The organism is Brevibacillus sp. 1238 (assembly GCF_029892995.1).
GTDB lineage: Bacteria > Bacillota > Bacilli > Brevibacillales > Brevibacillaceae > Brevibacillus > Brevibacillus parabrevis.
This window is the reverse complement of sequence record NZ_JARXWC010000009.1, coordinates 161082-174872: the sequence shown is the minus strand read 5'-3', so window position 1 is coordinate 174872 and position 13791 is coordinate 161082. Positions and strand designations below refer to the sequence as shown.

The 13791-nt window shown below is 52.9% G+C and carries 10 protein-coding genes; 2 read left to right on the top strand and 8 right to left on the bottom strand.

The features are described 5' to 3' along the window. Window positions 1-131: 131 nt before the first annotated feature. A complete protein-coding gene (asd, locus tag M2298_RS20005; protein WP_280648996.1) occupies window positions 132-983 on the bottom strand; it encodes an archaetidylserine decarboxylase in 852 nt (283 codons plus the stop codon). A gap of 174 nt (window positions 984-1157) precedes the next feature. Here asd and M2298_RS20000 point away from each other — a divergent pair, with 174 nt between their 5' ends. Continuing rightward, complete coding sequence (locus tag M2298_RS20000; RefSeq protein ID WP_173597857.1) at window positions 1158-2081, top strand: sensor domain-containing diguanylate cyclase; 924 nt, start codon at window positions 1158-1160, stop codon at window positions 2079-2081. Window positions 2082-2181: 100 nt separating this feature from the next. Here M2298_RS20000 and M2298_RS19995 read toward each other — a convergent pair whose 3' ends face one another. The 7 genes from M2298_RS19995 to M2298_RS19965 all read right to left on the bottom strand — a co-directional run bounded on the left by M2298_RS19995 (window position 2182) and on the right by M2298_RS19965 (window position 12440). Further along, window positions 2182-3126, bottom strand: a complete 945-nt coding sequence (locus M2298_RS19995; RefSeq protein WP_229049814.1) for an MraY family glycosyltransferase — start codon at window positions 3124-3126, stop codon at window positions 2182-2184. A 151-nt stretch (window positions 3127-3277) separates the two neighbouring features. Next, window positions 3278-4825, bottom strand: coding sequence for an L-glutamate gamma-semialdehyde dehydrogenase (gene pruA / locus M2298_RS19990; RefSeq protein WP_173597856.1), 1548 nt, complete (start codon window positions 4823-4825; stop codon window positions 3278-3280). Between the two features lie 274 nt (window positions 4826-5099). Beyond that, entirely contained in the window at window positions 5100-6167 is a 1068-nt protein-coding gene (locus M2298_RS19985) for a CamS family sex pheromone protein (RefSeq protein ID WP_173597855.1), read from the bottom strand. Between the two features lie 32 nt (window positions 6168-6199). Continuing rightward, entirely contained in the window at window positions 6200-7054 is an 855-nt protein-coding gene (locus tag M2298_RS19980) for a WD40/YVTN/BNR-like repeat-containing protein (protein ID WP_233454105.1), read from the bottom strand. 82 nt (window positions 7055-7136) lie between these two features. Then, window positions 7137-9155, bottom strand: a complete 2019-nt coding sequence (gene ligA, locus M2298_RS19975) for an NAD-dependent DNA ligase LigA (protein WP_122965537.1) — start codon at window positions 9153-9155, stop codon at window positions 7137-7139. Between the two features lie 41 nt (window positions 9156-9196). After that, on the bottom strand, window positions 9197-11539 hold the full coding sequence (gene pcrA, locus M2298_RS19970) for a DNA helicase PcrA (RefSeq protein WP_173597854.1): 2343 nt from the start codon (window positions 11537-11539) through the stop codon (window positions 9197-9199). 100 nt (window positions 11540-11639) lie between these two features. Beyond that, on the bottom strand, window positions 11640-12440 hold the full coding sequence (locus M2298_RS19965; RefSeq protein WP_280648994.1) for a VanW family protein: 801 nt from the start codon (window positions 12438-12440) through the stop codon (window positions 11640-11642). Window positions 12441-12602: 162 nt separating this feature from the next. Here M2298_RS19965 and M2298_RS19960 point away from each other — a divergent pair, with 162 nt between their 5' ends. After that, entirely contained in the window at window positions 12603-13700 is a 1098-nt protein-coding gene (locus M2298_RS19960) for a DUF418 domain-containing protein (RefSeq protein WP_280649006.1), read from the top strand. Window positions 13701-13791: the final 91 nt, after the last annotated feature.

Sequence of the window (13791 nt, the reverse complement as noted above, 5' to 3'; positions counted from 1 at the left end):
TCAATTTTCGCGGGGATGGGACAGGCTATAAACAAAAATTTTTCGATAAAAAATAAAAGAAGCTGACTTTGCAATCAGCTCCTTTTCATTCGCATCCATACTACCTTTTCATGCAAAAAAAGCAAAAGCGGCTACGCCTGCTCCTTGTTGATCGTCGCCAACACTTGCCCCATCAAGAGCGACCGGCCTTTTTCCACACGGTCTGCCCATTCCAGTTGGCTGGACTCCACGAGCAAAATGACCGTTGAACCAAACTCGAACCAGCCCAGCTCGCTGCCTTTTTCGTAATGCGGGGTGCCGGTGATTGGTTCGTCCGTTTGTCGGCCGTGCTTGATGTTCGTCGTGGCTGTATTGTACGAGACTTTGACGCTTCCGACGAACAGCGCTCCGACCTTGACCAGCGCCATGCTGCCCAAACCATCTGTTTCGATGTAGGTCACGAGCCGCTCGTTGCGGGCAAACAGTCGCTCCACGTTTTCAATTCCGAGCTGATTGACCGGGTAGAGACGTCCGGGCAAGTAGCTGTACTTCACCAGATTCCCCGCCACTGGCATATGTATGCGGTGATAGTCGCGCGGGCTTAAATAGATCGTAATGAACTTTCCGCCGTAATAACGTTTCGCCTCTTGCTCCGAACCGCCGAGCAGTTCAGTCACTGTGAAATCTTTTCCTTTTGCCTGAATCAGCGTGCCTTCGCAGATGTCGCCGAGCTGGGAAACAGTCCCATCCACCGGGCTTACGACAACATCGTGTCCAGGGGCGATCGGTCTTGCTTCCGGTTTCAGGCGGCGCGTAAAAAATTCCTTGAGAGTCCGGTATTCCGATACGGGCTTTTCTATGATGGAAAAATCGATTTTATAGTGACGGATGTATCGCTGAATGGCTAATCGACTGAAGCGAGAAGCAGTAATTTTTCCCATGGTCCTCGACATCGCGTTTTGCGGCAGGCGATGGATCAGACCGGGCAGCAGCTTTTTGCGCATAAGTGGAACTCCTTAATCATTTTCGATTAGACAGCTAGTGAGAGAATACCCTTACTTTACCACTTCCACTTGCAGCCAGTAAACCCCGCACTATTACCAACGTCTCATCATTTTCTTGGCCTGCCTTGCTATACTATAATATAGGGACAAGCCTACAATCAGGAGACCACAGATATGGCGAAGCTTGATATTACAACACTCATCAGTCAGCACAGCGACATCTTGACCAGTTTGTTTCATCACATGTCGGATATGTTTTTCCTTATGGCTGTGGAAAAAAACGCCAGCGGGGCTTACCAGTTCCGGTATGTCTTGATGAATCCTGCCGCCATGAAAGGATCAGGTCTTACCGAGGATTGCTACGGGAAGCTGATTGAAGAAGTTTACCCGCAGGAAAAGGCTGACTTGCTCAACAGCATGTACAGCCAAACCGTTGAAGGCGCCAGTCCCACTCATTTCACAACGAACGGCCACATGGTCGGTGAATCCATCCTCTCGCCTGTCTTCAACAACGAAGGGCTATGCACACACGTCTTTTCTGTTACCCGCGACATTACCGAACGCAAAAAACTGGAGTGGCAGCTTGAGCACATGGCTTACCACGATATGCTCACAGGCTTGCCTAACAGACGCCTTCTTTACAACAACCTCCAGGAAGCGCTGGAACGCGCCGAGGCGTCTGGAGAGATGGTAGCAGCGCTGTACATCGACTGTGACCATTTTAAACAGATCAACGATACATGGGGTCACGATATTGGCGACGTTTTTTTGCAAATGCTGGCCAAGCGTCTCAAATCGTGCGTTCGCGATCAGGATACCGTCGCCCGCTTGGGGGGAGACGAGTTTGTCGTCATTCTCACAGCCATCGACAGCGAACGTCAGGCCGAAAAAGTGGCGACGCGCATCCTGCGTTCGCTCCAGCAGCCGTGGAGCTACGAGGACAAGACGTTTCACTTTACCTCCAGTATCGGAATTGCTCTTTTCCCTGCCTCTGCGAAAGAAGCGGACCAGTTGCTGAGCAACGCCGACAAGGCTTTGTATAAAGCAAAAGCAACAGGCCGCAACCAGTTCTTTTTCTTCGATCCTGCCGAAGACTAGAGATCGAATGTCCATTCCTTTTGTCTTGGCTGCGCCATCCTTTTTGGCGGGCACTCTCTTGCTCAATTGCTTTATCCAAATAAAGCAATGCTGCACTGCTTTATCCGTACAAAAACAGGAACACCGCAAGTCCCGAGAACAGCAGGCTGACCAAATACAGGACGACAACCGTTTGCTTGGCTGTCAGGCCAAACGACATCAAGCGATGGTGAACATGTCTCCGATCAGCCTGATACATAGGCGACCCCGCCAACAACCGACTGATCATTACCTGCATCGTATCCATCACAGGCAAGCCGAGTGCCAGAACCGTCACGACCAGCGAAATGAGCGTGGCCCCTTTCATCGTTCCTTCCAGCGATATTACCGCCAGCGCAAAGCCCAGAAACATCGACCCGGCGTCTCCCATGAATATTTTGGCCGGATAAAAATTGAAGCGCAAAAAAGCGAGCGCTGCCCCTGCCAACGCAACGGCCAGCAATGCCGTGACTTCCTGCCCCTTGAACATCGACAAAAAAAACAAGGTGATGGCTGAAAAGGCTGTCGCTCCCGCCGCAAGCCCGTCCACTCCGTCCAAAAAATTTACCATATTGATCAGTCCAACAATCCACAGCACCGTTGCCAACAAAGACAAAAACACAGGGAACGAGACATAAGAACCATCTTCAGCCCCAAGCCAGGTCAGGCTGATCCCGCGAAACCGGATATCGAGCAAAAAGGCGAGGACAGCGACCGCTACTTGAACGAGCAACTTCGGCAGCGCAGGAAAATCTTTTTGCTGCGCTTTGTACATATCGTCCACCCAGCCAATCGCCACCAGCAGAACGCCGCCGACTGCCAAAACTGCCACCGTTTTTTGCGCCCCTGCAAAAAAACTTGTCACCAGCAGCAGTCCGACAAACATCGCCAGCCCGCCAGATAGCGGCATTGGCTTGCTGTGCCCTTTTCTTCCCCTGGGCATGTCCAGCAGCTTTGTTTTCCACGCCAGCCGATACGCAAGCGGCATCAGCAAGTACACGAGAAAAAACGTCGAGAGCCCTGACACAATGTAAGTAAACAGCTACCCTCACCTGCCCGCACATCATTTCTTACCTCTTAGTGTGGACAAAATGAGCGTGAGAAAACTTGGTTTCCTCAATCTTTTTGCGACAAAAAAAGCCGCCCCCGTGTGGAGGCAGCTTTGGTATTGCGTTTTCTTACATTTTTTCGGAAACCATTTTCGCTTGGGTGAAGAGCAACAGGTAGTCTGGTCCGCCCGCTTTAGAGTCAGTACCGGACATGTTGAATCCGCCGAACGGATGCACGCCAACCAAAGCGCCTGTGCACTTGCGGTTGAAGTACAGGTTGCCCACGTGGAACTCTTCGCGAGCGCGCTCCAGGTGTGCACGGTTGCGGCTGATTACAGCGCCAGTCAAGCCGTACTCGGTGTTGTTCGCGATTTCCAAAGCATGGCCGAAATCGTTGGCTTTGCAGAATGCTACTACTGGGCCAAAGATTTCTTCTTGCATCACGCGAGCTTGCGGATCTACGTCAGCAAATACGGTTGGCTTGATGAAGTAGCCTGTTTCCGGGCCTTTTTCGCCACCTGCAACCAGTTTGCCTTCTGTTTTTCCGATCTCGATGTATTCGAGAATTTTGTTGTAAGCTTTCTCGTCGACAACTGGACCTGTGTAGAACTCGTTTGTTCTTACGTCGCCTACAGTCAGTTGGTTAGTCAGCTCAACTACGCGACCCAGCACTTGATCGTACACGTCTTGGTGAACGATTGCGCGGGAGCAAGCAGAACATTTTTGACCGGAGAAGCCGAATGCGGAAGCTACGATGGATTGTGCAGCCAACTCGATATCGCAGTCGTTGTCTACTACGATGGAGTCTTTACCGCCCATTTCCGCTACCAGACGCTTCATCCATTTTTGACCTGGACGATGTTTCGCAGCCAGTTCGTTGATGCGCAGACCTACGTCGCGGGAACCAGTGAAGCTGATGAAACGAGTCAGCGTGTGTTCTACGAGGAAGTCGCCGATTTCGCTGCCGGAACCTGGCACGAAGTTCACTACGCCTGCTGGTACGCCAGCGTCTTCGAGGATTTCCATGAATTTCGCTGCGATTACTGGTGTAGTGGAAGCAGGTTTCAGTACAACTGTGTTACCAGCTACGAGAGCTGCAGTTGTCATACCAGCCATGATCGCCAGAGGGAAGTTCCATGGCGGGATTACTACGCCAACACCGAGTGGAATGTAGTACAGTTCGTTGTCTTCATCCGGGATGCGTGGCAGGTCATGGCGTTGGGACAGCTTATCCATTTGACGGCCGTAGTATTCCATGAAGTCGATTGCTTCTGCTGTGTCAGCGTCAGCTTCTGCCCAGCTTTTACCTGCTTCTTTTACCAGCCAAGCGGAGAACTCATGCTTGCGGCGACGCAGAATTGCTGCTGCTTTATAGAGGTAACGGGAACGCGCACCGGCAGGAACCTTTTTCCATGTTTCGAAAGTGCTGGCTGCTGTTTGGATCGCTTTTTCAGCCAGCGCCTGGTCTGCCTGGGACACAACGCCCACGACTTGTTCTTTATTGGAAGGGTTGAAGGAGCTGGATTTTTTCTCGGTTGTGATGCGCTCTCCACCAATGATGAGAGGGTACTCGCGGCCAAGCTCGCTTTCTACTTTGGCGAGTGCTTCTTCAAATGCCTTTTTATTTTCTGGCAGGCCAAAATTAGTAAACGCCTCGTTTTTGAATTCAACTTGCATTTGGTGACGCCTCCTTATCGTTTTCTTCCTAAGATCACTTATAAAACATATGCAAGGATCATACCAACTACTACTGAGAAGCCCGACCCCGATAGTGTTTGCATTTTTCCGCGAAAAACAACAGCCAACTTCAGAAAACGGGACCTTACACTTTTGTTCACACTTTGTTCAACCGTATACACTTGTGTGCAATCCCCTCTGGCTTCTGCACAAAAACCCCGATCCACACCTGGAGAGGTGCACATCGGGGCCGCTTCCTGCTATTGGCTACTGTCTACTGGCGATACAGATGCATGTACGGTTCGCCAGATGTCGGTCGAATATAAATGGCCAGCGGCTTGTTCATCGATTGGACGTACAAGTTGACGTGGACGCTTTTGTCGAACAACTGATTGATGCTTCCGGCTGCGTACTGCGTGAACTGCAAAACTTCTGTCCGCGAGTCATACTCCGCCGTCGCCGTAATCGTCAGCTCCGTCAGTCTGCCGTCCATGAATCGGCCAACGCCTGTCATGCCGACATACTCTCCGAAATACGCCTGTGCTTGCCTCATCAGCTTATCGTACTGCAACGACTGCTGCGGATATTTTTTCTCTACATCCGCGCTCGGGAACAGGAAAAACTCCTCTTCAATCGGCTGCCACTTCGATACGGCCGATTCGCTCGCTCCCACTGTACCCGACATGATGAAATGCCCTGGCACAAGCGAAGAGTTCGCTTCGGGAACCTGATACAGCAAAATCAGCATCGGCACATTCGGAGTGCTCACCCGCAGCGTCGCGACGATACTGGCGGCAAGCTGCTGCCCTTTTGCTTGCAGCTCCTGCTGTGTGTACACCATTTCCTTGCCAGTTGCATCCTGGTAGTTCGGCGATACAGACAAGCCGAGCACCATGCCTGCCAGCTGCTTGTCTTTTTTGTTCAAGTAATCATGCTCCAGGACGTGAACCAAAATGCCGTTTTTCTGCTGGCCTTTCGTTCCACTCGCCTTTTCCTGGGCAATCCACTGCGTCACCTGTTCTTTTTTGACGACTTGACCTTCCTGAAAATAATACTGGGAGGTCGGAAACGTATCGCGGGCAAACTCCATCAAGCCAAGCTCCAGATGGCTGAAATCGATGCGATATCGCGCACTGCTCAGCATGCCGCGCGTCTGGTTGGGCTTGTATGGAGTGATGCTGCCATAGTAATCCTCAGATACTTCCACTACTTCAGACAAGGACGGCGCGGTAGGCTCAGGCGACTTGTCCTTGCCCCCTGGCAGCAACGAACAACCAGAGACGGCAATCGCAAGCAAAAACACGGCTGCATACCTGCATCCTGTCAAAAACTTCGCTTTCATACGCTACTCCTTTTGTCCTGAAAAAAATGGGATCAGTTCCATTTGGTCCAGCGATTGCCGTTGAGCTTGTAAATCAACGCCGATTCGCCAATCCCTACCCATTTTGTATCGCCACCACCCGAGGCAATGACGATCAATTTTTCCGGCGAGCGAGCTTCGAGCAGATGCCACTCACCATCGTTTTTTTCATAGACACCTTTTTCGGTTGCGACAGCGAGAACGCCAGTATTTCTGTTGAGGGATAGCGAGTAAATCTGTTCTGCATCCGGAATCGCCTCTGTCTTCCACTGCCCTTCTTCATTATAGAGCAAGCTGAACTGTGCCGCTACATAGAGACGGTTCTCATTCGAGTCAAAATCCATGGCATATACTTCCTGATCCATCGGCTGCCAGAGCGTCCATGTATCGCCTTTGTCTGTGGATTGGTAGATGCCCTCGCCTGTTACAAACGCGAACAGACGAACTTTTTCCCCTTGGCGAACCCCAGTAAAGCTGCGGATATTTGCAGGCTCAGGCAAGCCTTTGCTGGAAGAAGTCCAGCTTTTCCCGCCATCTGCGGTGCGCAGGACTCCTTCACTGCCACCGACGTACATGTGGTGGGCGTCGCTCGGATCGACAAACCAGCCTACGACATCAATCTGCGCCAGCTCTGGCGACAGCAATCCCCACAAGGAACCCCCTGCGGAGCTGTACAGTCCGGCATGTGTGCCTACCCATACTTGTGCAGCGTCTGACGTCATCGCCAGATTATGAATGGTTTCTCCCTTTTCCAAAACATCCTGATAGGTCAAGTCACCCTTCAGAGCAGATGCAATAACCGAAGAGGTGGCGGGCTTCTCCTGAACGACGCCGCCATCGCTACAGCCGCTCAAGATCAGCATCGTCATTGCTCCAATTCCCCATCGCCTAAAGCCATTCATGCTCTTCACGTCCCTTCCCTTGCTCATCTGTCTGTCGCCACCGTTTTCTTTACGGTGTTGCTGTTTGAAGAACTTCCAGGAATCCGGCTTCATCCATAACAGCCACACCCAATTTTTCTGCTTTCTCCAGCTTGGAGCCAGCTTTTTCTCCCGCAATTACCAGATCGGTTTTCTTGCTGACGCTGCTCGTTACTTTGCCACCCAATCGGGCAATCGCTTCCTCTGCTTCCTGGCGGGACATTTGGGTCAATGTTCCGGTCAGGACAATCGTTTTTCCGGAGAACGGCAAGTCGGCGCCACTCTCGACGCGAATGCCTTTGTACTCCATGTTCACTCCCGCTGCCTTCAATCTTTCGATGACAGCTTGTGCTTGCGGCTGAGCGAAATAGTTGATGAGACTCGCAGCCATTTTCGGGCCGATCTCGTTAATTTGCGTCAGTTCTTCTTCTGTCGCCTGCATGATGGCATCGATATGGCCAAAATGCTCGGCAAGCACCTTCGCCGCCTTTGCTCCGACCAGGCGGATGCCTAACCCGAACAGGACGCGTTCCAGCGAGTTTTCCTTGCTAGCTTCGATCGCTGCCAGCAAATTGTCTACCGACTTTTCGCCCATGCGCTCCATCCCCAGCAGCACATCGCGCTGCTGGTGCAAATAATACAGGTCAGCGACGCTGTGAATGATGTCGTCGCGGTACAACTGAGCCACCACTTTTTCGCCCAGCCCGTCAATGTTCATCGCTGTGCGGGAAACAAAGTGGATCATGCCTTCACGGATCAATGCCGGACACATCGGGTTGATACAGCGCAAGGCCACTTCTTCCTCCAAGCGCACCAGCTCGCTGCCACACTCCGGACAATGCGTCGGCATGGCAAAAGGCACTTCGCTGCCCGTTCTGCGCTCCGGCAGCACCGCTATAATTTCCGGGATGATATCGCCTGCCTTTTTGACGACGACATGATCGCCGATCAGCAAGCCTTTTTCCCGGATGATGTCTTCGTTGTGCAAAGAAGCACGCTTTACTGTCGTGCCCGCCAAACTGACTGGCTTCAAAAGGGCCGTCGGTGTCACGCTTCCCGTTCTGCCTACGGACACTTCGATGCCTTCAAGCACCGTGACCGCTTCTTCCGCCGGAAACTTGTACGCGACCGCCCAGCGCGGGCTTTTTGCCGTAAAGCCCAGCTCTTCCTGCTGCGAATAGCTGTCCACTTTAATGACCATGCCGTCGATTTCATATGGCAAGGTCGGGCGTTTTTCTGTCCAGTTTTCAATGAAGGCGAGCAACTCCTCGACGTCTTCGAATACGCGGCGCTCCTTGTTCACCTTGAAGCCTAGAGATTCGAGCAGGTCAAGCCCTTCGCTGTGGGACTCGACTGTCTCGCCCTGCAAGTCGCCAATCCCGTAAATAAAAGTGTCGAGCTGACGGGATGCGGCGATTTTCGGATCGAGCTGCCGAAGCGAGCCGGCTGCCGAGTTGCGCGGATTGGCAAACAGCGCTTCCCCGCGCTCCTCCCGCTCCCGGTTCAGCTTGTCGAAAGCAGCTTTTGGCATGTACGCCTCGCCTCGCACCTCCAAGGTCAGCGGCTTGGTCAGCTTGAGCGGAATCGAGCGGATCGTCTTCAAGTTTTGGGTGATGTCCTCGCCTGTGCTCCCGTCTCCACGAGTCGCTCCGCGCACAAACATACCGTTTTCGTAGTGCAAGGACACAGCAAGCCCATCGATTTTCAGCTCAGCCACATAGCGAACGGCCTGGCTCCCCACGGCCTGGCGAACACGGCGGTCAAAATCTCTGATGTCTGCTTCCCCAAAAGCGTTGCCAAGACTGAGCATCGGCGTCTTGTGTACGACTTTTTCAAAGAATGGCAAAGGCTCCCCCCCAACGCGCTGGGTGGGAGAATCCGGAGAAGCCAGTTCTGGAAACTGGTTTTCCAGTTCGGTAAGCTCCCGCATCAATTGATCGTATTCCTGATCGGAAATCTCAGGTCGATCCTGTTCATAGTAAAGACGGTTGTGCCGCTCAATTCGTTTCACCAATTCTTTGATTTTTGTTTCCGCCGTCAATCGATCCATCTCGTTCATCCTTTACTTTAGCGATAGTCTGCGCATTAGCATTACGCCCGCTGTATCGGCGCGAATTTCGCGAGCAGCTTCTTGATGCCAGTCGGGCTAGGGAATGCGATATCAAGCTCCATATCGTCACCCGCTCCTTTTACTTTCACGACAGTACCCATGCCCCACGTGCCGTGCTGCACCCTGTCTCCGACTTTCCAATCCACTCCTGCTCCCTGACCGTGTCCAGGCAGCTTGTCGCCAGCCTGCAACCCTGGGCGAGTGAACGTTGCCGAGCCTCCTGTCGATCGTTGCGCCATTCCTGGCTTGGCGGAACCGAAGCCCCCTCCTGCTTGCGGGGAGGTCGAGCCGAACGATCTTGCCCCCATCTCGCGCTGACCAAATGCTCCGCCGCGGCCACCACCGCCAAAGCTTCGCTCTGCTGCGGCAGGGTTGCCTTCCAACAGCTCGGGCGGAATTTCCTGCAAAAATCGCGACGGCGCACTTACGTTGGTTCGTCCAAACAGCGTTCGCATCCGCGCGCACGTCATGTACAGGCGCTCTTCTGCCCGGGTAATGCCTACGTACGCCAGACGACGCTCTTCTTCCATCTCGGTGTCGTCAAAAAGGGAGCGGCTGTGCGGGAACACGCCTTCCTCCAGTCCGACGAGAAACACTACCGGAAACTCCAGCCCTTTGGCGCTATGCAGCGTCATCAGCACAACTTGCCCGTCTGCGGCTACTACCTCTTCTTCCCCATCTTCGCCAAGCGAATCAATATCAGCGACAAGCGCCAAATCGGTCAAAAAGGCGAGCAGACTCTTGTCTTCATTTTTGCGCTCGAACTCCTGCGTAACAGACAGAAACTCCTCGATGTTCTCCAGACGCGCCTGCGCTTCCAGCGTCTTGTCTTCTTTCAGCGATTCGCGGTAGCCGGATCGCTTCAATACTTCCTCTACCAGCTCGGTCACGCTCAAATAGTCCGTCATCTGCATCAAATTGGTAATCAGATCGTTAAACGACAAAATCGCATTCGTCGTGCGGGACGGCAGGCCCATGTAAGCCGTCTCCTGAATGGCCTGGTACAGCGACTGGCCGTTGGCATTGGCGTACGCTTGCAGCTTGTCGACGGTCGTGTCACCGATGTTGCGCTTCGGCACATTGATAATGCGCTGCAAGCTGATATCGTCGTCCGGGTTGGAAATCAGGCGCAAGTAGGCGAGAATGTCCTTGATCTCTTTGCGATCGTAGAACTTCGTGCCGCCGACGATGGTGTACGGAATGTTCGATTTGATGAACACATCCTCGACCACACGGGACTGGGCATTGGTCCGGTACAAAACGGCAAACTTGTCGTAGCGCTTGTACTTCGCCATCTGCTTGCGAATCGTATCGACGATAAAATACGCCTCGTCATGCTCGGAATCACCCTGGAAGCACATGATTTTTTCTCCACCGGGATTTTCCGTCCACAGTTTCTTTTCCTTGCGCAGCTTGTTGTTGGCGATGACCTGGTTCGCTGCTTGCAGGATCGTCTTGGTCGAGCGATAGTTTTGCTCCAGCTTGATCAGCTTTGCTTCCGGGTAGTCTTTTTCAAAGTTCAGGATGATGGAGATGTCCGCTCCCCGCCACTTGTAAATACTTTGGTCGGCATCCCCCACGCAGCAGACGTTGCGGAACTTGTCGGCCAGCATGGAAATCAAAAGATACTGGGCGCGGTTCGTATCCTGATACTCGTCGACGTGTATGTAGCGGAATTTTTTCTGGTAAAATTCCAGCACTTCCGGCACTTCCTTGAACAGGCGAACCGTCGTCATGATCAAGTCGTCGAAGTCCAGCGACTGGTTGCTTTTCAGCTTTTTCTGGTACGCCTCGTACACCTTGGCAGCCACCTGGGAAAACGGATCGCCCGCCAGTCTGGCAAAAGTCGCCGGGTCTGTCAGTTCGTTCTTCGCTCCGCTGATGGCAGCCAGGATGGAGCGCGGCTCATATTGCTTCGGATCGATGTTCAGTTCCTTCAGGCACTGCTTGACGACAGACAACTGGTCGCCAGCGTCGAGAATGCTGAAGCTGCGGTTGATGCCAAGCCGGTCAATATCCCTGCGCAAAATTCGCACGCACAAGGAGTGAAACGTCGAAAGCCACGTATCCTGAGCCGCTGCACCGCCAATGATCGCCGCTACGCGGTTCTGCATCTCGCGCGCAGCCTTGTTGGTGAACGTAATCGCGAGAATGCTCCATGGCGCAACTTGCTTCACGCTGATGAGATAAGCAATCCGCTGTGTCAGCACCTTGGTCTTGCCGCTGCCCGCTCCGGCCAGAATCAGGACAGGACCTTCCGTGGTAAGTACGGCTTCCCGCTGTTCCGGGTTCAAGCCTGACGTAATTCGTTCTACTGAAGACATATGTATAAATCCACCTTTCCACGTTCCTATACGAGTGCATATGTTCCTATTTTCGCACAGATTGCACCTGAGTTCCAGTTCGTATACGAGAGAGGAAAGATCATCCTTTTGGCAAAAGCGGCTCGTACATGAGATAGGCGCGATTTTCCGTCAGCCACTGCTGTTCCAGCCACTCCCCGTCCTGGGCATACACATTGCGCCACAGTTGGTTGCTCCGCTCGTAACCGCCCCAGATCGAAGGGGTGATGGCATGCTCTTTCTCAATCATTTCATACCTTCGTGTCGGCGGCATGTCAGCTCTCCATTCCCCCACCAGATGCGTGTCCGTCAGCCAGACACAAAGCTGGAAAGTTTGGCTCGTCCGGTTTTCAATCTGCAAATCGAGGTAGTTGTAAAAGCAAGTGGCGCCGCTTCCGAACGGCTGGGTTCTGTTCGCGTCGGGAAACACATCGTAGCTGTGGCGATGGCGTTCGGTCACGGTCAAAGGCGTGTGCAGTGCCATCCAGTACAGCAAGTTGGATAGCTGGCACAAACCGCCGCCAATCCCGGCTGTGACGCGACCATGCGAGAGCAGCATCCCCTCTACGTAGCCTTTTCTTTTTGTCGGCTTGCCAATCAGCTTCCAGTAGGAAAAAGTTTCGCCCGGCCGAATGATCACTCCGTGCAAACAGGCGGTCGCGAGGCGCAAATTTTTCACCTTGTTGTGCTGCATCCACATTTCGACATGCTGCAATTGGCGCAACAAAATAGTCTGATGGGAAAAATGGACATAAGGAAGCGGCTGGCTGCTTTTTTCCCGCGCCAATCTCGTTCGCCCAAACAGCCACTGCGCATGCCGCCTGCCGCGATAATAGGCAACTCCTGCGGCAAGCCGCCACTTTCCCCGGAGAATCGGCTTCATTTTCGCGCCTCCTTTCCTTCCTGTTTTATACAAATAGACGAGGTGAGCAATCAGATAGTTGCGCTGGGAGCGAGCCTCTTACATTTTTGTAAGCAGAGCGTAATGCAAATCTCTTTCTCCCTTCCTCGCTGTGCGTTAGGATGAAGAGACGTCTGATTGGACATAAATCTAGGTACAAAGGAAGTGATCATTTTGACAGCGCTAGCTCCTACCGGGACACAGAGGATCGACACACTGGATACTGTACGCGGCTTCGCTTTGCTCGGAATCATCCTGGTCAACATTTTGCCGCTGCTTGACGTAAAGACTCCAACCCCTGGCAGCTTGGACGCCTGGCTGTTTCAGTTTTTCAATTTTGCTGTAGAATCGCGCTTTTTCGTGATTTTTTCGTTTCTGTTCGGAGTAGGCTTCCATCTGTTTGTCAGCCGGGCGAAAGCAAAAGGCGCCAACAGTACGGTTCTGTTTGTCCGCCGTCTGCTTGCGCTTCTGGCCTTCGGTTTTGTCCACAAAATGTTCCATCCGGGCGAAGCCCTGTTTATTTACTCGATCTTCGGCTTTATGCTCATGCCTTTTTACCGCTTGAAGGCGAGAACAAACCTGATTGTCGGGCTGATCCTCGCCATGTTCGTTTGCTCCACGGGCTTCAAGCCGATGCTGGTGCTGCCGCTGTTCATTCTCGGTTTGTCTGTCGGGCAATTCGGGGTATTCCAGGACATTCCCCGCTTTCTGCCTGCGATCAAAAAGGTTCAAGGCATCGCCTTTGTCCTTATGCTGGTCGGTCTGTACGCCCAGTATCATTTCCTTCCGGCTGACCCGTTTATGACAGCCAACATGATCGTTGTGGACGACATGTCCGAGGAACAATTGCTTGCGCTCACGTACTACACGATCGCCTTGACTTCGACCGGCTTTGTCATGTCAGCTTTTTACGTGACGACGCTAATCCGGCTTTTGCAGCACAGCGGTGTCCAAAAAGCATTGGCTCCGCTCACCAGCTACGGACGGATGGCCCTCACCAACTACGTGGGGCAAACGGTGCTGATCTTGGTCGGCGGCTACCTGTTCGGCTGGTATGGTACGCTCACCTACTGGCAGTCCACGCTCTTTTGCCTCGGGATTTATGTCGGGCAAATGGCTTTCAGCATGCTGTGGCTGTCCGCCTTCCGCATGGGCCCGCTTGAGTGGATATGGCGCGTGTTCACTTATTTGCAAGTCACGCCGCTTCGCAAAGACAGCAACGGGAAACGCTCTTTAGCTTGATGTTCGATGACCGCTGCCTGCCAAAACAAAAAAGCGTAAAGAAACATCGCGTTTCTTTACACTCCTGTCAAAAGCGAATGTGTGGAGCAGG